At 45.2% G+C, this 22,674-nt stretch carries 18 protein-coding genes; 16 read left to right on the top strand and 2 right to left on the bottom strand.

Going from position 1 to position 22,674, the window contains the following annotated elements; genetic code table 11:
* The 4 genes from RWS24_RS00090 (at position 1) to recG (ending at position 4,719) form a co-directional block, all read left to right on the top strand.
* A complete protein-coding gene (locus tag RWS24_RS00090; RefSeq protein WP_125330369.1) occupies positions 1-1,032 on the top strand; it encodes a 3-deoxy-7-phosphoheptulonate synthase in 1,032 nt (343 codons plus the stop codon).
* A gap of 107 nt (positions 1,033-1,139) precedes the next feature.
* Complete coding sequence (gene acpS / locus RWS24_RS00085; protein ID WP_314364403.1) at positions 1,140-1,502, top strand: holo-ACP synthase; 363 nt, start codon at positions 1,140-1,142, stop codon at positions 1,500-1,502.
* Positions 1,492-2,598, top strand: coding sequence for an alanine racemase (gene alr, locus RWS24_RS00080; RefSeq protein WP_314364625.1), 1,107 nt, complete (start codon positions 1,492-1,494; stop codon positions 2,596-2,598). Before acpS ends, alr begins: the two co-directional genes overlap by 11 nt.
* Positions 2,599-2,703: 105 nt before the next feature.
* Complete coding sequence (gene recG, locus RWS24_RS00075) at positions 2,704-4,719, top strand: ATP-dependent DNA helicase RecG (protein ID WP_314364401.1); 2,016 nt, start codon at positions 2,704-2,706, stop codon at positions 4,717-4,719.
* A 714-nt stretch (positions 4,720-5,433) separates the two neighbouring features.
* On the opposite strand, the gene RWS24_RS00070 is transcribed toward recG, so the two are convergent.
* On the bottom strand, positions 5,434-6,396 hold the full coding sequence (locus RWS24_RS00070) for an asparaginase (protein WP_314364400.1): 963 nt from the start codon (positions 6,394-6,396) through the stop codon (positions 5,434-5,436).
* Positions 6,397-6,576: 180 nt separating this feature from the next.
* Here RWS24_RS00070 and RWS24_RS00065 point away from each other — a divergent pair, with 180 nt between their 5' ends.
* Positions 6,577-7,968 (top strand): Cof-type HAD-IIB family hydrolase, encoded by a 1,392-nt coding sequence (locus tag RWS24_RS00065; protein ID WP_314364622.1) that lies wholly within the window; start codon positions 6,577-6,579, stop codon positions 7,966-7,968.
* A gap of 25 nt (positions 7,969-7,993) precedes the next feature.
* On the opposite strand, the gene RWS24_RS00060 is transcribed toward RWS24_RS00065, so the two are convergent.
* Positions 7,994-8,446: a universal stress protein gene (locus RWS24_RS00060; protein ID WP_125340481.1), complete on the bottom strand. Its 453-nt coding sequence runs from the start codon at positions 8,444-8,446 to the stop codon at positions 7,994-7,996.
* Between the two features lie 344 nt (positions 8,447-8,790).
* Between RWS24_RS00060 and RWS24_RS00055 the strand changes: the two genes are divergently transcribed.
* The 11 genes from RWS24_RS00055 to RWS24_RS00005 all read left to right on the top strand — a co-directional run bounded on the left by RWS24_RS00055 (position 8,791) and on the right by RWS24_RS00005 (position 22,568).
* Positions 8,791-10,005 carry a pyridoxal phosphate-dependent aminotransferase gene (locus tag RWS24_RS00055; protein WP_072073522.1) on the top strand — a complete coding sequence of 405 codons (1,215 nt, stop codon included), beginning with the start codon at positions 8,791-8,793 and terminating at the stop codon, positions 10,003-10,005.
* A gap of 321 nt (positions 10,006-10,326) precedes the next feature.
* Complete coding sequence (locus RWS24_RS00050) at positions 10,327-12,927, top strand: SEC10/PgrA surface exclusion domain-containing protein (protein ID WP_399553762.1); 2,601 nt, start codon at positions 10,327-10,329, stop codon at positions 12,925-12,927.
* 201 nt (positions 12,928-13,128) lie between these two features.
* Positions 13,129-13,917, top strand: coding sequence for a GTP-sensing pleiotropic transcriptional regulator CodY (gene codY, locus RWS24_RS00045; RefSeq protein WP_295344988.1), 789 nt, complete (start codon positions 13,129-13,131; stop codon positions 13,915-13,917).
* Positions 13,917-14,474 (top strand): isochorismatase family cysteine hydrolase, encoded by a 558-nt coding sequence (locus RWS24_RS00040; protein ID WP_314364391.1) that lies wholly within the window; start codon positions 13,917-13,919, stop codon positions 14,472-14,474. Before codY ends, RWS24_RS00040 begins: the two co-directional genes overlap by 1 nt.
* A gap of 316 nt (positions 14,475-14,790) precedes the next feature.
* Complete coding sequence (gene aspS, locus RWS24_RS00035) at positions 14,791-16,527, top strand: aspartate--tRNA ligase (RefSeq protein ID WP_002907118.1); 1,737 nt, start codon at positions 14,791-14,793, stop codon at positions 16,525-16,527.
* A 203-nt stretch (positions 16,528-16,730) separates the two neighbouring features.
* Positions 16,731-17,033 (top strand): Asp-tRNA(Asn)/Glu-tRNA(Gln) amidotransferase subunit GatC, encoded by a 303-nt coding sequence (gatC, locus tag RWS24_RS00030; protein ID WP_002896305.1) that lies wholly within the window; start codon positions 16,731-16,733, stop codon positions 17,031-17,033.
* Positions 17,033-18,499, top strand: coding sequence for an Asp-tRNA(Asn)/Glu-tRNA(Gln) amidotransferase subunit GatA (gene gatA / locus RWS24_RS00025; RefSeq protein ID WP_125336476.1), 1,467 nt, complete (start codon positions 17,033-17,035; stop codon positions 18,497-18,499). The genes gatC and gatA overlap by 1 nt, the downstream gene beginning before the upstream one ends.
* A complete protein-coding gene (gatB, locus tag RWS24_RS00020) occupies positions 18,499-19,932 on the top strand; it encodes an Asp-tRNA(Asn)/Glu-tRNA(Gln) amidotransferase subunit GatB (protein ID WP_125445293.1) in 1,434 nt (477 codons plus the stop codon). Before gatA ends, gatB begins: the two co-directional genes overlap by 1 nt.
* Before the next feature lie 93 nt (positions 19,933-20,025).
* Positions 20,026-20,382 (top strand): hypothetical protein, encoded by a 357-nt coding sequence (locus RWS24_RS00015; RefSeq protein ID WP_314364382.1) that lies wholly within the window; start codon positions 20,026-20,028, stop codon positions 20,380-20,382.
* Between the two features lie 121 nt (positions 20,383-20,503).
* The gene (locus RWS24_RS00010) at positions 20,504-21,550 is read left to right on the top strand and encodes a 2,3-butanediol dehydrogenase (RefSeq protein ID WP_295504167.1); all 1,047 of its coding nucleotides are present in this window, start codon (positions 20,504-20,506) and stop codon (positions 21,548-21,550) included.
* A gap of 97 nt (positions 21,551-21,647) precedes the next feature.
* On the top strand, positions 21,648-22,568 hold the full coding sequence (locus tag RWS24_RS00005; RefSeq protein ID WP_314364378.1) for a DMT family transporter: 921 nt from the start codon (positions 21,648-21,650) through the stop codon (positions 22,566-22,568).
* Positions 22,569-22,674: the final 106 nt, after the last annotated feature.

The raw sequence follows: 22,674 nt of genomic DNA, 5'->3' as shown, positions 1-22,674 counted from the left end.
ATGGCATTTATTGAAAAAGGTCAGAAGATTGACATTGAGCAGATTAAATCCAGAACCAGACTGACTGGTCAAGCCTTGGCTCATAAAAATAAGCGAGATCAAGAACTAGCTGAGATTCTCAGTGGGGAAGACGAGCGTATTCTCTTGGTGATTGGTCCTTGCTCATCGGACAATGAAGAGGCTGTGCTGGAGTATGCCCGCCGTTTGTCAGAGCTGCAGAAGAAGGTCGCAGATAAGATTTTTATCGTCATGCGCGTCTATACTGCTAAGCCGCGGACCAATGGGGATGGCTATAAGGGCTTGGTTCACCAGCCAGATACTTCTAAAGCTCCTAGTCTTATCAATGGTTTGCAGGCAGTTCGTCAGTTGCACTACCGCGTCATTACAGAGACTGGTCTGACGACGGCTGATGAGATGCTCTATCCGTCCAATCTTGTGTTGGTAGACGACTTGGTCAGCTATCATGCTGTGGGTGCACGCTCAGTTGAAGACCAGGAGCACCGTTTTGTGGCGTCAGGTATTGATGCCCCGGTAGGCATGAAAAATCCAACTTCTGGCAATCTGGGGGTTATGTTTAACGCTGTCTATGCGGCACAAAATAAGCAGACTTTCCTTTTTCATGGCCAGGAAGTAGAAACCTCTGGAAATCCTTTGGCTCACGTTATTCTGCGTGGGGCGACCAATGAATATGGTAAAAATATTCCAAATTTCTACTATGAAAATATGCTGGATGCCATTTCCTACTATGAAAAAATGGGCTTGGAGAATCCTTTCATCGTCATTGATACCAATCACGATAACTCTGGCAAGCAATATCTGGATCAGATTAGGATTGTGCGTCAGACCTTGCTGAATCGGGATTGGAACGAAAAGATTAAGAGAGCGGTTCGTGGTTTTATGATTGAGTCTTATCTGGAAGATGGCCGGCAAAATGAACCGGAAGTCTTTGGTAAATCCATCACCGATCCTTGCCTAGGCTGGGACAATACAGTTCAGCTTATTGAAGAAATTTACAACACTTTAGATAAATAAGGAAAATTGAAAGGGACAGTCTTGACCTGTAAAGAGGACTAACTGTCGGGTGAAGACGAACTCAGCTGGCGGCCCAGCTGAGTTTTGTCGCCTTTCCAGAGAATGATATGATAAAAGGACACGGAATTGACATAGAAGAACTGCCTGCCATTGAGCGAGTCTATCTGAAAAATGCCCGCTTTGCAAAAAAAGTCTTGACGGAGGCGGAGCTTACTCGTTTTGAGGAGTTATCCGGTAAGCGGAAAATTGAATTTCTGGCTGGTCGTTGGGCTGCCAAGGAGGCTTTTTCTAAAGCTTGGGGAACCGGCATTGGTAAGCTCAGGTTTCAAGACTTGGAGATTTTAAACGACCGTCAGGGAGCGCCTTATTTCAGCCGGTCACCCTATACTGGCAAGGTTTGGATTTCGCTCAGCCATGCTGCTGGCCTAGTTACAGCCAGCGTTATTTTGGAGGAAAATGATGAAAGCTAGTCTGCATAGACCTAGCAAGGCAGTGATTGATTTAGCTGCCATTGCTTTTAATATTAGACAACTGAGTGCCCATCTGCCTCAGACGACAGAGAAGTGGGCTGTCGTCAAGGCCAATGCTTATGGTCATGGAGCTATTGAGGTTTCTAGGCATATTGAGCCCCTCGTAGATGGATTTTGTGTGTCTAATATCGATGAAGCCTTGGAGCTGCGCTCAGCGGGCATTGGCAAAAAAATTCTGGTGCTAGGAGTATCAGATCTGGCTGCGCTTCCGCTGGCTAGAAAGGGAAAGATCTCTCTGACTGTAGCCAGTCTGGAGTGGTTGGATTTAGCTTTAGCTGCGGAAAAAGACTTAACAGGATTGAATTTTCATATCAAGATTGACTCTGGTATGGGGCGGATTGGTTTTCGAGATAGTCAGGAAGCTCAGGAGGCAATCCATCGCTTGCAGGCTGCTGGGGCTGTCGCGGAGGGAATTTTTACCCACTTTGCAACGGCAGATGAAGCGGAGCACCAAAAGTTTGAAGCCCAGCTAGCTCGTTTTCATCAGATCTTATCTGAGCTGGACAGTGTTCCTCCTCTCGTTCACGCTAGTAATTCTGCCACCTCTCTCTGGCATAGTGAGACTGTTCTAAATGCCGTCCGGCTGGGTGACATCATTTATGGCCTCAACCCCAGCGGAAGAGTCTTAGAACTTCCTTATGAATTCAAGCTGGCTTTGTCGCTGGTCTCAGAATTGGTACATGTCAAGGAAGTAGAGGCTGGAGCAGATGTTGGCTATGGAGCCACCTACACTAGCGAGTCTCAAGAGTGGATTGGCACTATTCCTTTGGGTTATGCGGATGGCTGGACACGCGATATGCAGGGCTTTGATGTCTTGATTGATGGTCAGCGCTGCCCTATTGTCGGCCGAGTTTCTATGGACCAGATTACAGTGCGCCTGCCTCAGGCTTATCCCCTTGGCACGCCGGTTGTGTTGATTGGAAATAGCGGAGCGGAGACCATTACGGCGACAGATGTGGCAGAAAAGCGTGGCACCATTAACTATGAGGTGGTTTGCCTGATTAGCGACCGTGTACCGAGGGTTTATAAAGACTAAGAAGATTAATGCAGGGAACCGCTTGGGGTATTTGATAATGTTCTAGCTTGGTCCCCCTGTCTGTGATTTTAGATCCGCAGCAGTATCAGAACTGAAAGAGGAATTATGAATTTACACAAACCTTTGACGGTTCTGCCTGGTGTGGGACCGAAATCAGCAGAAAAATTTGCCAAGCTGGGTCTAGAGACCTTGCAGGATTTGCTGCTTTATTTTCCTTTTCGTTATGAGGATTTTAAGAGTAAAAATGTCCTAGACTTGGAGGATGGAGAAAAAGCGGTTGTTTCTGGTCAGGTCGTAACTCCGGCTAATGTCCAGTATTATGGCTACAAACGCAATCGCCTGCGCTTTACCATCAAGCAAGGGGAAGTCGCTCTGGCAGTTAACTTCTTTAACCAGCCTTATCTGGCAGACAAGATTGAAGTTGGAGCTAATTTAGCGGTCTTTGGAAAGTGGGACAAAGCCAAAGCCAGTCTGACTGGTATGAAACTGCTGGCTCAGGTAGAGGACGACTTGCAGCCTGTCTATCGGCTGGCTCAGGGAATTAGTCAGGCCAGTCTGGTCAAGCTGATTAAGACTGCCTTTGACCAAGGATTGGACTTGCTCTTAGAGGAAAATCTGCCCCAGCCCCTGTTGGAACGCTACCAGCTAGTGAGCAGAGTTGAGGCTGTGCGGGCTATGCATTTTCCAAAGGATTTGACTGATTACAAGCAGGCTCTTCGGCGGGTTAAATTTGAAGAACTCTTTTATTTCCAAATGCAGCTGCAGGTCTTAAAGAGAGAAACCAAGGCTGTCAGCAATGGATTGAAGATTGATTGGCGGTCGGATGCTGTAGCCGAGAAAAAGCAGAGCTTACCTTTTGAGCTGACTTCAGCTCAGGAGCGCAGTCTGACAGAGATTTTGCAGGATTTGCGATCGCCTGGCCACATGAATCGCCTGCTGCAGGGCGATGTGGGAAGCGGAAAGACAGTAGTCGCTGGTCTAGCTATGTATGCTGTTTATACAGCTGGCTTTCAGTCAGCTCTGATGGTTCCAACAGAAATTTTGGCTGAGCAGCATTTTGACAGCCTAGCTCAGCTATTTCCAGAATTGAAGCTGGCCCTACTTACTGGGGGAATGAAAGCAGCAGAACGCCGGGAAACCTTGGCAGCGATTGAAAACGGTCAGGTGGACATGATTGTCGGAACCCATGCCCTGATTCAGGAAGGAGTCCGTTACCATGCATTGGGCTTGGTCATTATTGACGAGCAGCATCGCTTTGGTGTGGAACAACGCCGGATTTTACGGGAAAAGGGAGACAATCCTGATGTCCTCATGATGACGGCGACGCCTATTCCCAGAACCCTTGCCATTACAGCATTTGGTGATATGGATGTGTCCATTATTGACCAGATGCCGGCAGGACGCAAGCCTATCATCACTCGCTGGGTCAAGCATGAGCAACTGGGAGTCGTCCTCGACTGGCTGAAAAAAGAGCTCCACAAGGGCGCTCAGGTCTACTTTATCTCTCCCTTGATTGAGGAATCTGAGGCGCTGGATCTTAAGAATGCCATTGCCCTAGAAGAAGAACTGACAGCCTATTTTGGTCAGCAGGCCCAAGTGGCTCTGCTTCATGGCAAGATGAAGAGCGAGGAAAAAGAGGCGATTATGCAGGACTTCAAGGAAGGACGGACTGATATTCTGGTCTCTACCACGGTCATTGAGGTCGGAGTCAACGTCCCCAATGCTACGGTGATGGTCATCATGGATGCGGACCGCTTTGGACTCAGCCAGCTTCATCAGCTAAGAGGCCGCGTCGGCCGAGGCAGCAAGCAGTCTTATGCGGTCTTGGTTGCCAATCCTAAGACGGAGTCGGGCAAGCGCCGCATGAAAATCATGACTGAGACGACTGATGGTTTCCTGCTGGCTGAGGAGGATCTGAAAATGCGAGGCTCTGGAGAAATCTTTGGCACTCGGCAGTCTGGTATTCCTGAGTTTCAAGTGGCAAACATCGTGGAAGATTATCCGATTTTAGAAGAAGCCAGAAAGGTTGCCAGCCAGATTACAGCTGATCCGAACTGGCGGACAGATCCTAGTTGGCACTTGATTGCTCTTCATTTGGACAAGCGAGATTACCTAGATTAAAGGTTCTTTGAATTAAGTTTCCTGCAAGATATTTATAAGTAGGCTTTAAGTTTGAGGGATTATACTATTGTCAAATCAAAGAAAGAGGTAGGATCAATGACAATGTAAACATCCCTTAAAATCCTGTAACCAAAGCTTGAAGACTAGAAGACTTGTGAGGTATGAGCCACTCAAAGAATAAGAATAATTTAGAATTTTTTCATCATAAATCTCCTAACAAATCACAAGCTTCACCCAATCGGTGAAGTTTTTTTGTATTTAATTGAAAAGACTTGTTCGTTTCAAATAGTAGATAGGGATTGCTGCCGGATTTCTTTGACTATAAGCTTTCCCTAAGAAATCTATAAGAGATTCTTAAGTTTAGGGCTGTATCCTTATATCCAAGTAAGAACAAAAAGATTAGAGACCAAACTTGAAGCTAAACACTCCAAGAGTTTCGTTTTTGCTCTTAAAGAATGAATGATAAGCGAGGTAAAAGTTATGAAAGTTACAATCAAAGTCCACTATCCGAAGACATTTAAGCAAGCTCAGAAAATGGAGGTGACCTATGGTAAGTGATTATATTTTTGAAATTCTAGCGTCTCTGTTTGAGGTTATCTTTTAAGTCCGGCGATTCAATGAAGTTTTCCCAGTGTTAGAATATGAAAGAGTCAAAAAAGTGCTAAGCAAACTTAGCACTTTTTGATTTAAAGAAAATAAATAGGGATTTTATTCTCATCCTTCCATATAATCTTGGAGTTCTTGGTCTTTGAGTCCAGCATTCAGGGCGATGAGCAGTTTGATTCTGGCTTTTTGGGCATTGAGCTCCTTGACGAAGAAGATACCAGCCTGGTGCAGCTGAACGCCGCCTCCTTCATAAGCATAGACTGGCTCAGCAATTCCGTTGAAGCAGCGAGAGACCAGAGCGATTGGTAGGCCGTCTGCTATCATATCAGCCAGTTTGTCAGCCACTTCCTTGGGGAGGTTGCCAGCACCGAATGCTTCTATGATGAGGCCGTCTATCTTGTCTAAATCCAGCATGTCCAGAAGTTCTGTCTTCATACCTGCATAAGCTGGAATGATGGGCACCAGACCAGAGATGCTGTTTAAGTCAAAGCGGACTCGAGGCTCCGATATCTTAAAATAGAGAATTTCCTGCTTCATAATCAAGCCAAGTGGTCCGTGAGTCGGTGTCTGGAAGGTGCTGACATTGGTCGTGTGGGTCTTGGTTACATACTTGGCAGCATGTGCCTCGTCATTCATAACGACAAGCACGCCTTTATCATTGGCTTTTTCATCACTAGCCACCCGCAGGGCTGTCAGGTAGTTATAGACTCCGTCGCTCCCCAGCTCATTGGAACTGCGCATAGCTCCGGTCAGAACGACTGGAATCTTCGGCAGCTGCATAGTATCCAGAAAGTAAGCCGTCTCTTCTAAAGTGTCCGTCCCATGAGTAATAACTACTCCGTCAAATTGGTCAGCACTGGCTTTGATTTTTTGGTAAAGTTTGAGCATGTGCTGGGGCGTGATATGAGGACTGGGAATATTAAAAAAGTCAATGACTTCCGTCTCAATCCCTTCAAGCGGAACTGTCACATGGTTCATAGGGTTATCAGCATTGGTAACGACAGCTCCAGAGCCGTCAGCCTGCATGGAAATGGTTCCTCCTGTATGCAGGACCAAGATTTTCTTTGTCATAAATCCTTTTTCTCCTTGTAGTCATGATGCGGATCCGAAAACTTACATTCTGTTTTCATGGAGTTTTCAATCCTGTTGCATAGGTATTACTCCAGCTTTTCTTTTCTGCAATTCATGTGATTGTATGTCATTTTTGTGTTATAATTTATTGTATCATAAAAGGAAAGAATGAGAAAATCAATGGAAGTAAAGGCCGTCTTTTTTGATATTGATGGGACACTGGTCAATGACAGTCGAACGGTTTTGAAATCTACAGAAAAGGCTATTCAGAGTTTAAAGGAGCAAGGAATATTGGTCGGTTTGGCAACAGGCCGTGGTCCTTTCTTTGTTAAACCTTTTATGGAGCAATTGGACTTAGACTTTGCTGTGACCTACAATGGCCAGTATATTTTTTCAAGAGGCAGGGTAATTTCTGCCAGTCCTATTGACAAGCAGAGTTTGCGGGATTTAATCGCCTATGCTAAGAAACACCGAAAAGAAATTTCCTTGGGAACGGCTGAAGCTATGCTGGGCTCAAAGATTATGTCCTTTGGCATGAGCCCGTTCTCCCAGTGGACTAGCCGCTTCATCCCTAAGAGAATGGCGCGAACGGTCAGTCATGGATTTAATAAAGTCATCAGCAAGGCCCTGCCCCAGCATGAAAAGGATCTCCTGCAGTTGATACAGGAGCCGATTTACCAAGCTTTGATTTTGGCCAGTCCAGAAGAAAGCCGCAAGATTGAAGCGGACTTTCCTGATTTGAAATTTACCCGCAGCAGTCCCTATGCGGTCGATATTATAAATAAAGACACGTCTAAGCTAGAGGGGATTCGCCGAGTCGGCAAGGAATATGGTTTTGACATTCATCAGGTCATGGCCTTCGGTGACTCTGACAATGACTTGGAAATGCTATCGGGAGTTGGTCTGTCCATTGCTATGGGAAATGGAACCAGCTCGGTCAAGGAAGTGGCCAAGCACACGACCACCAGCAATAGTCAGGATGGGATCCACAAGGCTCTGGAGCATTTTGGTATCCTAGCTAGGGAAAAGGTCTTTACCAGCAGCGACCATCACTTTAATAAGGTTAAAGAGTTCCATAGTGTCATGGATGAAAGCACTCAGGAAGAACCGATTGCCTGGACGCCTGAGGACGCTCGCTATCGGGCAGGCTTCAAACTGGAAGAGCTGGTCGAGTTTCTGCGAGCAGCTAGTAAGTCTGAGGAAGACTTTGACAGTTCTGTATCCTATCTCCATCAAGCGCTTGACAAGGCTGCTGACAAGGTTCGCTCTAAGAGTCAGGCTGAGGTTTCTCTAGTCGGTCAGGTAGATGCCTTAATTGATACTCTTTATTTTACTTATGGCAGTTTTGTCCTGATGGGAGTAGATCCAGAGCAACTTTTCGATATTGTCCATCGGGCTAATATGGGCAAAATTTTCCCAGACGGGAAGGCTCACTTCGACCCCGTCACCCATAAAATCCTCAAACCAGATGACTGGGAAGAAAAATACGCTCCCGAAGGAGCTATCAAAGAAGAACTGGAACGGCAAATTCAGGCTTACCAGCGTAGCATAGAGCAGAAAGAAGAAAACTAGAGCAGTCACTGAACTGCTCTAGTTTTTATAAAGTCTTTTCTGGGTCTCTGACCACTAGCAAGTCAACCTTGGCGTGGCGCAGGATATATTCAGATGAAGAACCGACTAGAAGCCGTTCAAAGGCATTGAGACCGGTAGCACCGACCATAATTAGATCTACCTTGTGCTCTTCTGGGATATCTGTAGCCAATAGAGTCTTGGGATTGCCCATCTCAATGACAATGTCAACATACTTGATACCGGATTTTTGAGCCCTTTCTTTCAGCTCTGCTGTCAGCTTTTTGGCATCTTCCTGCAAGTCCTCATAGACATCTGCATCAAAGGTTGAGACACTTTGCAAAGCTCGGGTATCAATGACGTGGGCGATGGTGAGACGAGAGCCGTTTCGGAGAGCCACGTTAACGCCCTTTTCAAAGGCTAGTTCGGATTCGTGAGAACCGTCCACAGCAACCATAATATTTTCATATTTCTGAGTCATAGAGCTACCTCCTTTAAAATGGTCGGCAAAGGACGTCGCATCATTCACAGAATGATTGGGCTGACCAAAAATCAATCAGTCCATAACGTCCGAGTGATTTGCAACTATTTTCTTGTTTCTATTGTAACCCTTTTCAGAAAAAAAGTAAAGATAAAATGGAAATGCTGTCAGGAAATTGCAAGCTGAGAAAAAGTCCTTTACTTTGAGGAATTAGAAGAAGAATAGCGTTTTGTATCCTATCATTCTCTTTTTAATTACATGAAAAGTGAGCTTATTTTTTTGTTGTCAATCGCTTTTTCTGGTGGTATAATGATAACATTCTGATGAATAGAGGAAAAATAAGAATGAAAGAATTTGACAAGTCCAGCAAGCTGGAACATGTTGCCTATGATATTCGCGGTCCGGTTTTGGATGAAGCTATGCGCATGCGGGCCAATGGTGAAAAGATTCTCCGCCTCAATACAGGGAATCCGGCTGAATTTGGTTTTACCGCTCCAGATGAGGTCATTCATGATTTGATTATGAATGCGCGTGACAGTGAGGGCTACTCTGATTCCAAGGGAATTTTTTCAGCCCGCAAGGCTATCATGCAGTATTGCCAGCTTAAGAATTTTCCTAATGTAGATATTGATGACATTTATCTGGGAAATGGTGTCAGCGAGCTGATTGTCATGTCCATGCAGGGCTTACTTGATGACGGGGACGAGGTGCTGGTGCCGATGCCAGACTACCCACTCTGGACGGCTGCAGTCAGTCTGGCTGGTGGGAATGCTGTTCACTATGTCTGTGATGAGCAGGCAGAATGGTATCCAGATATTGACGATATCAAGTCAAAAATCACATCTAATACCAAGGCTATCATTATCATCAACCCTAACAATCCAACGGGGGCACTTTACCCTAAGGAACTTCTTCTGGAAATTGTAGAAATTGCTCGCCAGAACAATCTCATTATCTTTGCGGATGAAATCTATGACCGCATGGTGATGGATGGCAATGTCCACACCCCTGTGGCTAGTCTAGCTCCGGATATCTTCTGTGTCAGCATGAATGGTCTTTCTAAGTCGCATCGCATTGCAGGCTTCCGGGTTGGCTGGATGGTGCTATCTGGGCCTAAGCATCATGTTAAGGGTTATATTGAAGGGTTGAACATGCTCTCCAACATGCGCTTGTGCTCCAATGTCTTGGCTCAGCAAGTCGTTCAAACCTCACTTGGTGGTCATCAATCTGTGGATGAACTGCTTTTGCCAGGTGGCCGTATCTATGAACAGCGTAATTTCATCTATCAGGCTATTCAGGACATCCCGGGGCTGTCAGCTGTTAAGCCTAAAGCTGGCCTCTATATTTTCCCGAAAATTGACCGTAACATGTATCGCATCGACGATGATGAGCAGTTTGTGCTCAATTTCCTCAAGCAGGAAAAAGTCCTTCTCGTCCATGGACGAGGCTTTAACTGGAAGGATCCGGATCATTTCCGCATCGTTTATCTGCCTCGAGTAGATGAGCTAGCTCAAATCCAAGAGAAAATGACGCGCTTCTTGCGCCAATATCGCCGTTAATAAGCGGATGCTACAAAAAGGCTGGACAAAGTTCCGGCCTTTTTCTTATCTATTTTACATATTTTTTAGTTCAATGGCTGTCTTTGAATTGCAAAAATAAAAAAATTAAGATGCTCTGGAAATTGAATTTGAGGTCGATTGGTAAAAATTATAGGCGGTTTTACCGACATTTTTTAGGAATTTGTCCAACATTTTTTATGTATCTGTCCAAAAATGCTTAAAAAAATGTGTTAGCGTCTTCCTTCTAGAAGACAAACATGATAGAATGTGTTTGTCAATGTTTTTAACAATGATGAAAAAGTGGAGGAGATTATATTGACAATGAAAAAGACACTTAGTGCTTTTTCTGTCAGTGCAGCGGCATTGTCTTTGGTGCTCGCAGAAGGAGTTCAGGCTGATCAATTAGTTGATAATCAGTCTTATTCTGATGCGCCCGTTAGTCAAAGCCAACCACAGGCAGAAAACACACAAAAGGATGAATCTGTTTCGAAAGAACAGGTAGATGCTGCTCAGGCTCTTGTACAAGAAGCCGACAGCAATGTTGCACAAGGGAAAGCTGATTTGGCTCAAGCTCAAGCAAATACTGCTGCGGCTCAAAGTCAGGTCGAGCAAGCACAAGCTGAAGCTAACCGGGCACAGGAGGCAGCTGATAAAGCTGGTCCGGAAGCTATTGAAACAGCTAAGCAAGAAGAGAGCAATCAAAAAGCTCAAGTGGACAGCAACAAGTCAGAACTGGCTAAAGCTGACCAAGCAACTAAGACGGCTGAAGCTGAGCGCGATGCCCAGGCAGCCAAGACTAAAGAAGCTCAAGAGCAAGCGAAAACTCAAGAAGGACGCCTTGCTAAAGCTCAAAATGACGTGAAGGAAGCTCAGGCTAACCTAAGCAGTGAAGCTACATCTAAGGCAGAAAAGAATGTGAAAGCAGCCCAAGACAAGGTGGCAGCTGACCAGTCTGCTGTTGAAAAAGCGCAAGCGAAAGTAGCTACAGCCCGTCAGACTGATAGTCAGAAGCAGGCTGAGGTTGCAAAAGCTCAGACCAACCAGACTCAGGCTAAGACGGCTCGTGATGCTTCTCAAAAGAACTTGCAGGACAAAACTGCTGCAGCTGAGAAGACACAATCAGACTTGAACCAAGCTCAACAGGCTTTGCAAAAGGCTCAAGCTGGAAAAATTACTACTGAAGCTTCAAGCAATAAAAACCGTGTGTCAATGACTCCGGAATACATTGCAGCCTTGAGAGAGCTAATTGCACCGAATTTATCAGAGCAAAAAACTAAAGAGATTCAAAATAGACTGGCTGCACTGAATGCCAGTGCTAAGGCTCTCAATCGATACGTAGCAGATCCTACAGATAGCAAAGCTTTGATTGATACCAACAATATTCCACAGAATGTTCGTCAGGAACTTTCACAGTTTGCTTCAGAACTCATCAACCAGCTGCGTGTTCAGATGGGAACAGGTGAAGTAGTTGTGACACCGTCTTCAATTGATTTCGCTGATAAAGTAGCAACAGAATACCGTAAAGACAACTGGAACTGGGATTTGATGGAGAAATACCATCACGACGCTCGAGGAATTAACCGCGTAGCGCGTGAGTATGGTTTAATGACCACAAGTGCTGAGCAAGAGAGCAAAGGTCTCCAGTACTATGAAAACGCCTACATCTGGAGAGAAAATGCTAATCAGATGAGTGTGGCTGAAATGAAGAGACGGGTTTATGATTCCGTTGTTGAATTCATGTTCAATGGCTACGAATGGCTGCATGCTACATCTATCTCTGGTCTCAATACTGGTCTCCAGAAAAACTATCTGGGAGTTGATTTCTCAATGGAAGGCGACATCACTATGGCTCATTTCACCATGGTGTCAGAAGATCAAGTCAAGTATGCTAGCAAAAAGAACTTCAATGCCAGCCCTATTACGGGCAAAGCTCCAACAGCAAAAGTAGATCCGCAGGAAGTAGCTAAGGCTCAAACTGCCTATGACGCTTCCTTCAAGGCCAATCAACTGGCTCTGGCATCTAAGGGAGTTGCCCAGTCTACTTATAATCGGAGAGTTGCAGCTTTAGAGCAAGCCAACCAGCAACTGGCTCAGGCGCAAGCTCAAGCAGGTGAGTCAGCAACTGCTCAGGCTCAAGCAGCTCTTGCCGCAGCCCAAGAGAGGTTGGCAGCTGATCAAGCAGCTTTGGCAGCAGCACAAGCGGCTCTGCAAAACTCAAACTTGGATGACAAGACTAAAGCGGACAAATTAACTCAGGCTCAAGAAGCTCTGACTGCTGTTCAAGCAACAGTTGCCGCAGCTCAAGCAGCTCTAAAAACTGAATCAGATAAGTTGGCTCAGCTAGAAGCAGCTTTGAATGCAGCAAAAGAAAGAAAGACTAACCTTGAAAATGCTCTTACAGCAGCTGAAGTAGCCTTGCAAACAGCTAAAGAGTCATTGTCAAATCTTGAAAATGCAAAAGAAAACTTGGAACAAGCTAAAAGCAAGTTAGCTGTAGCTCAGGCAGCTTACCAAGCGGCTCTTACAGCTCAAACAGATCAAGAAGCAAAAGTAGCAGTTTTAACTGCAGTTCAAGCACAAGCTAAGGCGACATACGACTTGCTAGCTCAAACTTATGCAGAACAAAATAAGGAAGAAGATATTCGCTATTACCAGTCTGTTTTGGCTCATACAGAGGAGCGCTTCGCTCGCTCTCCGCTTACTGGACAAGCAGGAGCTACTCAGCATACGACTGTTTCAACTACTGGAACTGTTGGAACTGGAACTGCTGGAAATACTAGTCCTATCAGCCATAAACAGGCGGCTACCTCAGGTCATGTCTTACCTAAGACAGGGGAAAACTCTTCTTGGCTTCTTCTAGCAGGCCAAATGCTTCTGCTCATGGCTATGAAATTGTTCTACAAGAAACGTTCTATTGATTAGAAAGAACAAAAGCAATCAAAAACAGTCAAGAATTTGACTGTTTTTTGTTTAATATGGCTTGATATATCAAGTCATATACTTGAAAAGTTCTTTATTTTATAGAATTGTATGTAATTGTTTTTCAATAAAAAATTTTCAGATAATTATTGAAATTTCACTGCTTTTATGTTACAATGAAGCTAATAAATATGAGGTAAAAATATGGCCAATTTACTAGAAAAAACACGAAAAATTACGTCTATTTTGAAGCGCTCGGAGGAGCAGATGCAGGAAGAGCTACCCTACAATGCTATTACGCGTCAGTTGGCTGATATTATCCACTGCAATGCCTGCATTGTCAACAGCAAGGGCCGTCTTTTAGGCTATTTCATGCGCTACAAGACCAATAATGACCGAGTGGAAGCTTTTTTTCAGGATAAGAATTTCCCAGAGGAATACGTTCACGAAGCTAATCTGGTCTATGAAACGGAGGCTAATCTGCCTGTTGAGCATGATCTGACGATTTTCCCAGTGGAGACCAAGGATGAGTTTCCAGATGGGCTGACCACCATTGCTCCTATTCATGTGTCAGGGATTCGTCTGGGTTCATTGATTATCTGGCGCAATGACAAGGAATTTGCGGACGATGATCTGATTTTGATTGAGATTGCCAGCACAGTGGTTGGTATCCAGCTGCTTAACTTCCAGCGGGAAGAGGATGAGAAAAATATCCGCCGCCGGACAGCAGTGACCATGGCAGTCAATACCCTGTCTTACTCAGAACTGAGAGCTGTTTCAGCTATTCTGGGCGAGCTCAATGGCAATGAAGGCCAGCTGACAGCATCTGTCATTGCTGACCGTATTGGGATTACCCGCTCAGTTATTGTTAATGCCTTGCGCAAGCTGGAAAGTGCTGGGATTATTGAAAGCCGCTCACTGGGAATGAAGGGAACTTATCTGAAAGTCCTGATTCCGGATGTCTTTGATGAAATTAAAAAGAGGGACTACTAATGGCTAAAGCACTGATTTCTATTGATTATACAGTTGATTTTGTCGCAGATGAGGGCAAGTTGACAGCAGGAGCGCCAGCTCAGGCGATTTCTGAAGCCATTGCTCAAGTAACAAAGTCGGCTTTTGAGCGAGGAGATTATATCTTCTTTGCTATTGATGCCCATGATGAGAATGATGCCTTTCACCCTGAGAGCAAGCTGTTCCCGCCTCATAACATAAAAGGGACTAGCGGTCGCAATCTTTATGGTCCTTTGGCTGATTTTTATGAGAAGCATCAAGCGGACTCTCGGGTCTTTTGGATGGATAAGCGCCATTATTCTGCCTTTTCCGGCACGGATTTAGATATTCGATTGCGAGAAAGAAAGGTAGATACGGTCATTTTGACAGGAGTCTTGACGGATATTTGCGTCTTGCATACAGCGATTGATGCCTATAATCTTGGTTATCAGATTCAGGTGGTAGAGCCAGCTGTGGCTTCTCTGTCAGAGGAAAATCACAAATTTGCCTTAAACCACTTGCAAAATGTTCTGGGTTCGACTATAATAGATACAATTTAAAAGTAAAAGAGAAGCAGAGTAGGCTTGCTGACTTGCACAGAGAGTGCTGATAGCTGAGAGCAGTACCAAGAAAGCAAAAACCGAAGAACATGTTTCGTAATCTTTTGTGTGATCAAGCACAAACGTTGCTCACGTTACGAGCTCAGAGGCTGCTTTTTAGGGCGGCGAATAACAGTGGTACCACGGCTTTCGTCTGTTTTAGAGACGGAAGCTTTTTATTTTGCAGTAGGACAAGTGAAGCTGATGTAATGGGAAAGAGCTGTTAATATCCTGAACAACAGGGCGGAGCTACAAATTGATTTGAGAGGGAAAGAACATGAAAAAATTTTTTATCGGAAACTATGGTTTAGAGCAAGTCGGACAGACCATGACCGCGACTGGCTGGGTGGCCAATATCCGCAATCACGGCAAACTAGCCTTTATTGAGTTGCGGGACCGCGAGGGCTTGCTTCAGGTCTTCGTTGGCGGTGAGATTGAAGATTTTGCTAAGCTGGAAGACATTGGCAAAGAGGATATCATTGCAGTGACGGGGCAAGTGGTTCAGCGGGAAGAGCGTTTTGTCAATAAGTCCATCAAGTCTGGTCAGATTGAGCTGAGGGCAGAGAAGATTGAGGTTATTGCTAGCAGCAAGGCCCTGCCTTTTGAGCTTGACCAGCATGCCCATACAGGGGAAGACCTGCGTCAGAAATACCGCTACCTGGACTTGCGCCGTGAGAAGATGACACAGAACCTCAAACTTCGTCATCAGGTCACCTCAACCATTCGGGAATATTTGAACGGTTTGGACTTTTTGGAAGTGGAGACGCCTTATCTGACCAAGTCAACTCCTGAAGGGGCTAGAGACTTTTTAGTTCCTAGTCGGGTCTATAAAAATCAATTCTATGCCTTGCCGCAGAGCCCACAGATACTCAAGCAGTTGCTGATGGGAGCTGGCCTTGAGCGCTATTATCAGATTGTTCGATGCTTCCGTGACGAAGACCTGCGAGGCGATCGTCAGCCAGAGTTTACTCAGGTGGACTTAGAGCTGAGTTTTGCTAACGAAGAAGAAATCCGAGCTCTGGTTGAAGCTATGCTCAAGTCTGTTGTCAAGAAAACTCATGGTTTAGAGCTAACAGAAGATTTTCCGACTATCAGCTATGAAGAGGCTATGAGCCGCTTTGGTTCTGATAAGCCAGATACACGCTTTGATTTAGAGCTAAAGAGTTTGACGGATTTGTGCCAAGCAAATGAATCGCTTCTCATCAAGAAAGCCCTGGATAACCAAGAGGAAGTGATGGGAATCTGTGTGCCAGATGCGGCTAGTGCTTTTAGCAAGAAACAACTGAGTCATTACTATCAGGAAATGAAGGAATTTTGCTGCAGTCGTTTTGCTAGTCTAAAGGTTGAAAATGGTCAGTTGGTTGGAGATTTGGCTAGCACCTTTGAGGCTGAGAGTCAGGATTTACTAGCACGTTTTGAGGCCAAGGATGGAGACCTCATCCTGCTAGTCATGGCCAAGAAGCGTCGGGCTCAGGAAGCTTTGGGACATTTGCGCATAGAAGTCGCAAATGCTTTGGATTTGATTGATCCGAGTTTGCTTCATTTTCTTTGGGTTGTGGATTGGCCGCTGCTGGAGTGGAATGAAGACCAAAACCGCTATCAAGCCATGCACCATCCTTTCACACAGGGAATCTTTGAAGAGGGACAGGAGCCTGGTCAATTCCGAAGCCACGCTTACGACATCGTCTTAAACGGCTATGAGATTGGCGGAGGGAGCCTCCGGATTCATGACCGGAAGGCTCAGGAAGCTATGTTTGAGCTGCTGGGCATGAGTAAGGAAGACTATGAGCGGGACTTTGGTTTCTTCCTAGAAGCCTTAGAATACGGCTTTCCACCACACGGCGGTTTGGCTCTGGGCTTAGATCGTTTAGTTATGATTTTGGCTGGGGAAGAAAATATCCGCCAAGTCATCGCTTTTCCGAAAAATGGTACTGGCTTTGATCCTATGCTGGAAAGTCCGAGTTTGGTTGACCAAAGACAGCTCAAAGAACTGCATTTGGAATTGAAGAATTAGCCTGAAATATGGTAAAATGAAATGATGCGAATTCCTGAAGAATGGCAGGAAGAAGCTGAAGAAAAGAGCTAGCGGATGGCAAATAAATGAGCGTCCCTAGCTTGTCAAAGTAAAGGTGAGCTGAAGCATGGAAATAAAGATATCATCTAGAAATTCTTATTTTCAGTCGCTAAAGCTCACATATCTTATGAAAGGAATCAGAGATGAAGATTACTCAAGAAGAAGTAAGTCATGTTGCTAAGCTGTCAAAATTGGCTTTCTCACCAGAAGAAACAGCTGAATTTGCGACGACCTTAACCAAGATTGTTGACATGGTCGAATTGCTCAATGAAGTGGACACGGAAGGGGTGCCTTTCACTTCTAATGTAGCTGCCAATATCAACTATATGCGAGAAGATGTGGCTCAGCCAGGCTGGAACCGGGAAGAGCTTTTCCAAAATGTACCTGAAAAAGAGCGGGGCTACATCAAAGTGCCTGCCATCCTAGATGACGGAGGAGATGCCTAATGACTTTTAATCACAAGACCATTGAAGAGCTGCATGATTTGCTGGTCAAGAAAGAAATTTCTGCGGTAGAGCTAACTCAGGCAACTCTGGCGGACATCAAAGAACGCGAAGCAGCTGTGGATAGCTTCATTACTGTCAGCGAAGAGGAGGCTTTAGCTCAGGCTGCGGCTCTAGACGCCAAGGGCATTGATGCGGACAATCTTATGAGCGGCATTCCGCTGGCAGTCAAGGATAATATCTCAACCAAGGGAATGTTGACGACGGCTGCTTCCAAGATACTCTACAATTACAAGCCGATTTTCGATGCGACTAGCGTGGAGAAGCTTTACGGCAAGGATATGATTATCGTTGGGAAGACCAACATGGATGAGTTTGCCATGGGTGGATCCAGCGAAAATTCTTACTTTAAGACGACTAAGAATGCTTGGGACAGCAGCAAGGTTCCTGGTGGGTCATCTGGTGGTTCAGCGACAGCTGTTGCTTCTGGTCAGGTTCGTCTATCACTGGGTTCAGATACGGGTGGTTCTATTCGCCAACCCGCTTCCTTTAATGGTGTAGTTGGTCTCAAGCCAACCTACGGCCGGGTTTCCCGTTTTGGTCTCATTGCTTTTGGTTCTTCTTTAGACCAGATTGGACCTTTCTCTCAGACAGTGAAGGAAAATGCTCAGCTTTTGAATGTTATTTCTGGTAATGATCCTAAGGATTCTACATCATCACAAGAAGCAGTGCCAGACTTTACCAGCAAGATTGGCCAAGACATCAAGGGAATGAAGATTGCCCTGCCTAAGGAATACATGGGTGAGGGAATTGACAGCAAGGTCAAGGAAACGATTCTGGCAGCGGCGAAGCACTTGGAAAGTCTAGGAGCCATCGTTGAAGAAGTCAGCCTGCCTCACAGCAAGTACGGCGTGGCTGTTTACTATATCATTGCTTCCTCTGAAGCCAGCTCTAACCTGCAACGTTTTGACGGTATTCGCTATGGTTACCGCGCAGAAGGCATTGAAAATCTAGAAGATGTCTATGTCAAGTCTCGCAGCGAAGGCTTTGGTGAAGAGGTGAAACGCCGCATCATGCTGGGAACTTTCAGTTTGTCATCTGGTTACTACGATGCTTATTTCAAGAAAGCTGGTCAGGTTCGGACCTTGATTATGCAAGATTTTGCTAAGGTTTTTGAAAAATACGACTTGATCTTAGGCCCAACTGCACCAACTGTAGCTTATGACTTGGGCAGTCAAAACCAAGATCCAGTGGCTATGTATCTGGCTGACCTCTTGACCATTCCAGTCAATCTGGCTGGCCTGCCGGGCATTTCAATCCCAGCTGGCTTTGCAGATGGTCTTCCTGTCGGCTTGCAACTGATTGGTAACCACTTTGATGAAGAGACCATCTATCAGGCAGCCGCAGCATTTGAAGCAACGACTGACTACCACAAACAGCAGCCAGTTATCTTTGGAGGTGAAAAATAATGAACTTTGAAACAGTTATCGGACTGGAAGTCCATGTTGAATTGAAGACCAATTCAAAAATTTTCTCTCCGGCTCCAGCTCACTTCGGTGAAGATCCAAATGCCAACACCAATATCATTGACTGGTCCTTCCCAGGTGTTTTGCCTGTTATGAACAAGGGTGTTATTGACTATGGTATCAAGGCTGCTCTGGCTTTGAACATGGATATTCACCAGAAGATGCACTTTGACCGCAAGAATTACTTTTATCCAGATAATCCCAAAGCCTATCAAATTTCTCAGTTTGATGAGCCGATTGGCTACAATGGCTGGATTGAGATTGAGTTAGAAGATGGCACGACCAAGAAAATCCGTATCGAGCGGGCTCACTTGGAAGAAGATGCCGGAAAGAATACCCACGGCAGCGATGGCTACTCTTATGTGGACCTCAACCGTCAAGGTGTGCCACTGATTGAGATTGTATCGGAAGCAGATATGCGCAGTCCAGAAGAAGCTTATGCCTACTTGACAGCCCTCAAGGAAATCATCCAGTACACGGGCATTTCTGATGTCAAGATGGAAGAGGGCTCCATGCGTGTTGACGCCAATATTTCCATTCGTCCTTACGGTCAGGAAGAATTTGGTACCAAGACTGAGCTGAAAAACCTTAATTCCTTCAACTTTGTCCGTAAGGGTCTGGCATTTGAGGAAAAACGCCAAGCAGAAATCCTACGTAGCGGTGGTCAAATCCGTCAGGAAACCCGTCGTTATGATGAAGCGACTGGCGAAACCCTGCTCATGCGGGTTAAGGAAGGTTCAGCGGACTACCGTTACTTCCCAGAGCCTGATCTGCCAATCTTTGAGATTGAAGATACTTGGATTGAGCAAGTTCGCAGCAGCTTGCCAGCCTTTCCAAAAGAACGCCGTGCCAAGTATGTGGGCGACTACGGTCTGTCTGACTACGATGCCAAGCAGCTGACAGCGACGAAGGCTGTGTCAGACTTCTTTGAAGCAGCTCTTGCAGCAGGCGGTGACGCTAAGGCTGTCTCTAACTGGCTCCAAGGAGAAGTGGCTCAATATCTCAATGCCGAAGGAAAGACCATCTCTGAGATTGAGCTGACACCTGAGAACCTGACTGAGATGATTGCTCTGATTGCAGACGGAACGATTTCCTCTAAGATTGCTAAGAAGGTCTTTGTTCATCTAGCTAAAAATGGTGGCTCTGCTAAAGAGTATGTGCAAAAAGCAGGCCTGATTCAAATTTCAGACCCTGCCCAGCTTCTTCCAATCATCCAAGAAGTATTTGCCAACAATGAAAAAGCCATCAATGACTATAAAGGCGGCAATAAGAATGCTGCTAAATCCCTGATCGGTCAGCTTATGAAGGCCACTAAGGGTCAAGCCAACCCGCAAGTAGCACAAAAACTGTTGAATGAAGAGTTGGAAAAACTTTAGAAATCAGTAGAAAACCAGTCAAGAGGCTGGTTTTTTTATCTTTTCTTTAGCCATCAGTTGTGTTAAAATAATAGAAAAAACAAAGGAGTCTTTATGTCAGAAATTAAGATCAAACGCGAGACAGGTTTTGTAGGGATTATTGGAAAGTTTCCAGTCTTTATCAATGGTCAGAAAGTTGGCGCAATCAAAAACGGAGAAGAGGCTGTTTTTCCAATCGCAGCTAATGAAGCAGAAGTCCGTGCTGGATCTGCTCCTATGAAAACCAAGCCAGTGACAGTTAAATCAGGGCAGACCTTGCTGATTGAAACAAATTTTACTAATTTTTCTATTTGTTTGGGAACTTTAGTAGTTGCTCTTCTATTTGGTGGATTGCTTCGTGCGATTCTCTTGATTCTTTATATTGTTTTAATGTTCCTTCTTCCTTTCTACTCAGCTAGAATTGCAGAATAAATTTGAGACCAGCTGATGCTGGTTTTTTGTATGTTATTTTTTGAAAATGTAACTAATCTTTTGACAAGATTTTTGAAAGGGTTTACAATAAAACTAACAAATTATAAAGCGAGGTATGTTTATGGCAAAAATGAATGCTGCGCGTTGGTATGGCGCTAAAGATGTTCGTATTGAAGAAGTGGATGTACCGGAAGTCAAACCGCATCAGGTTAAAATTGCTGTCAAGTTCACAGGAATCTGTGGAACTGACTTGCATGAATACTTGGACGGACCGATTTTTATTCCGACAGAAACAGAGCATGTCTATTCTGGCCAGAAAGCGCCTGTAACTTTAGGACATGAGTTTGCTGGGGAAATTGTTGAGGTCGGCAGTGCCGTGACACGGGTCAAAGTTGGCGACCGGGTGACAGTTGAGCCCATTTTGGCTAAGCATAATCTTGTCGGTGATTACAATCTGGACCCTAATCTAAACTTTGTTGGTTTGGCGGCAGACGGTGGTTTTGCCAAATACTGTGTTTTGGACGGAGACATTGTTCACAAAGTTCCAGATAGTCTTAGCTATGAGCAGGCAGCCTTGACAGAACCAGCTGCTGTGGCTGTTTATGCAGTTCGTCAGTCAGCTCTTAAGACGGGGGATACCGCGGTGGTCTTCGGTTTGGGTCCAATCGGGCTCTTGATTGTTGAGGCTTTGCGGGCAGCCGGGGCCTCTAAGATTTATGGTGTCGAGTTATCTCCAGAACGCCAAGCCAAGGCAGAGGAGCTTGGGGCCATTATTGTCCGGCCAGAAGAAGGCGAAGATGTGGTAGCTGCTATCCATCGTTTAACTGGTGGCGGGGCAGATGTATCTTATGAAGTAACTGGAGTGCCGGTTGTGCTGGGACAGGCTTTGGCTGCTGTTCACAAGGCCGGAGAATGTATGGTGGTTTCTATCTGGGAGCGAGAAGCCAGCGTCAACCCTAATGAATTTGCCATTCAAGAAAAAACGCTCAAGGGTATTATCGCCTATCGGCATATTTTCCCTAAGGTGCTGGAACTGATGGAGCAGGGTTATTTCTCTGCAGACAAGCTTGTGACCAAGAAGATTAAGCTGGAGGATATTGTGCAAGAAGGCTTTATCGAGCTGACTCAGGACAAGGCGCAGATCAAGATTTTGGTATCGCCGGAATAAATCCTTGCTTAATCATGAGATGAAAATCAGTCAAAACTGGCTGATTTTTCTTTGTGGTTTGTGCTATAATAAGCAAAGATATAGAAAGAGGTTTAGGATGTCAAAAGTTTTGAAAGGGACTATTTATACGTTAGCGGCTGGAATTGCTTGGGGGCTTTCTGGTACTAGCGGCCAATATCTGCTGGGGCATGGTTTTTCTGCGTTAGCGCTGACCAATCTCCGCTTGCTGCTTTCAGGCCTTGCCTTGATGGGTGTCGCCTATCTGGCAAATCGGGACCATTTTCTGAAGCTCTTAAAAGACAAGTCTTCCTTGTTTTCTATTTTTATTTTTGCCCTCTTTGCTATGTTTCTCAACCAATTTGCCTACTTGGAGGCCATTCGAGAAACCAATGCAGGTACAGCGACGGTCTTGCAATACCTCTGTCCGATAGGGATTTTGGCCTATGCCTGTATCAAGGATCGGGTTGCGCCGACAGTATCGGAGCTTTGTTCTATGCTGTTAGCGATTGGAGGGACCTTTTTGATAGCGACCCACGGTCAGCTGAATCAGTTAGCCATTACTCCCAAAGGCTTGCTGGTCGGTCTCTTTTCAGCTTTTACACATGGGCTTTACATCTTGCTCTCTATTGACTTGATTAAGAAATGGGGCAGTATATTGGTCATTGGCATCGGGATGACCATGGCTGGGCTTTTCTTGCTTCCCATTAGCGGTCTAGCTCAGCACCAGTGGGATCTCAGTCCTAATATTCTGTTAGCCTTGGTGGGAATCGTAGTAGTTGGGACCGTCTTTTCCTACACGGTCTTTTTAAAGGGGACTTCCCTGATAGGTCCTGTCAAATCCAGTCTTCTAGCTTCCATTGAGCCTATTTCAGCGGTCTTCTTTGCCTTTTTTCTGATGAATGAGCGTTTTTATGTCCTTGATCTGGTAGGGATTGCTATGATTTTAATAGCTGTTTCGCTCATTTCTCTTAAAGACTTATGGCTGCAAAAGAAGAAAAAGTCTTGCAACCTCTCTTAGTTGAAGCATTATATATGGGAGACAAAAAGGATAAATAAAAAAGGAGTTGAGTTGTACTGACCCCAAAAAGTTAGACAATTAATTATTGAAAGGATTTAGTTCTGTA

The organism is uncultured Streptococcus sp. (assembly GCF_963528215.1).
Taxonomy (GTDB): Bacteria; Bacillota; Bacilli; order Lactobacillales; family Streptococcaceae; genus Streptococcus.
The sequence above is the reverse complement of the archived record's forward strand: the minus strand, read 5'-3'. Positions and strand labels throughout refer to the sequence as shown.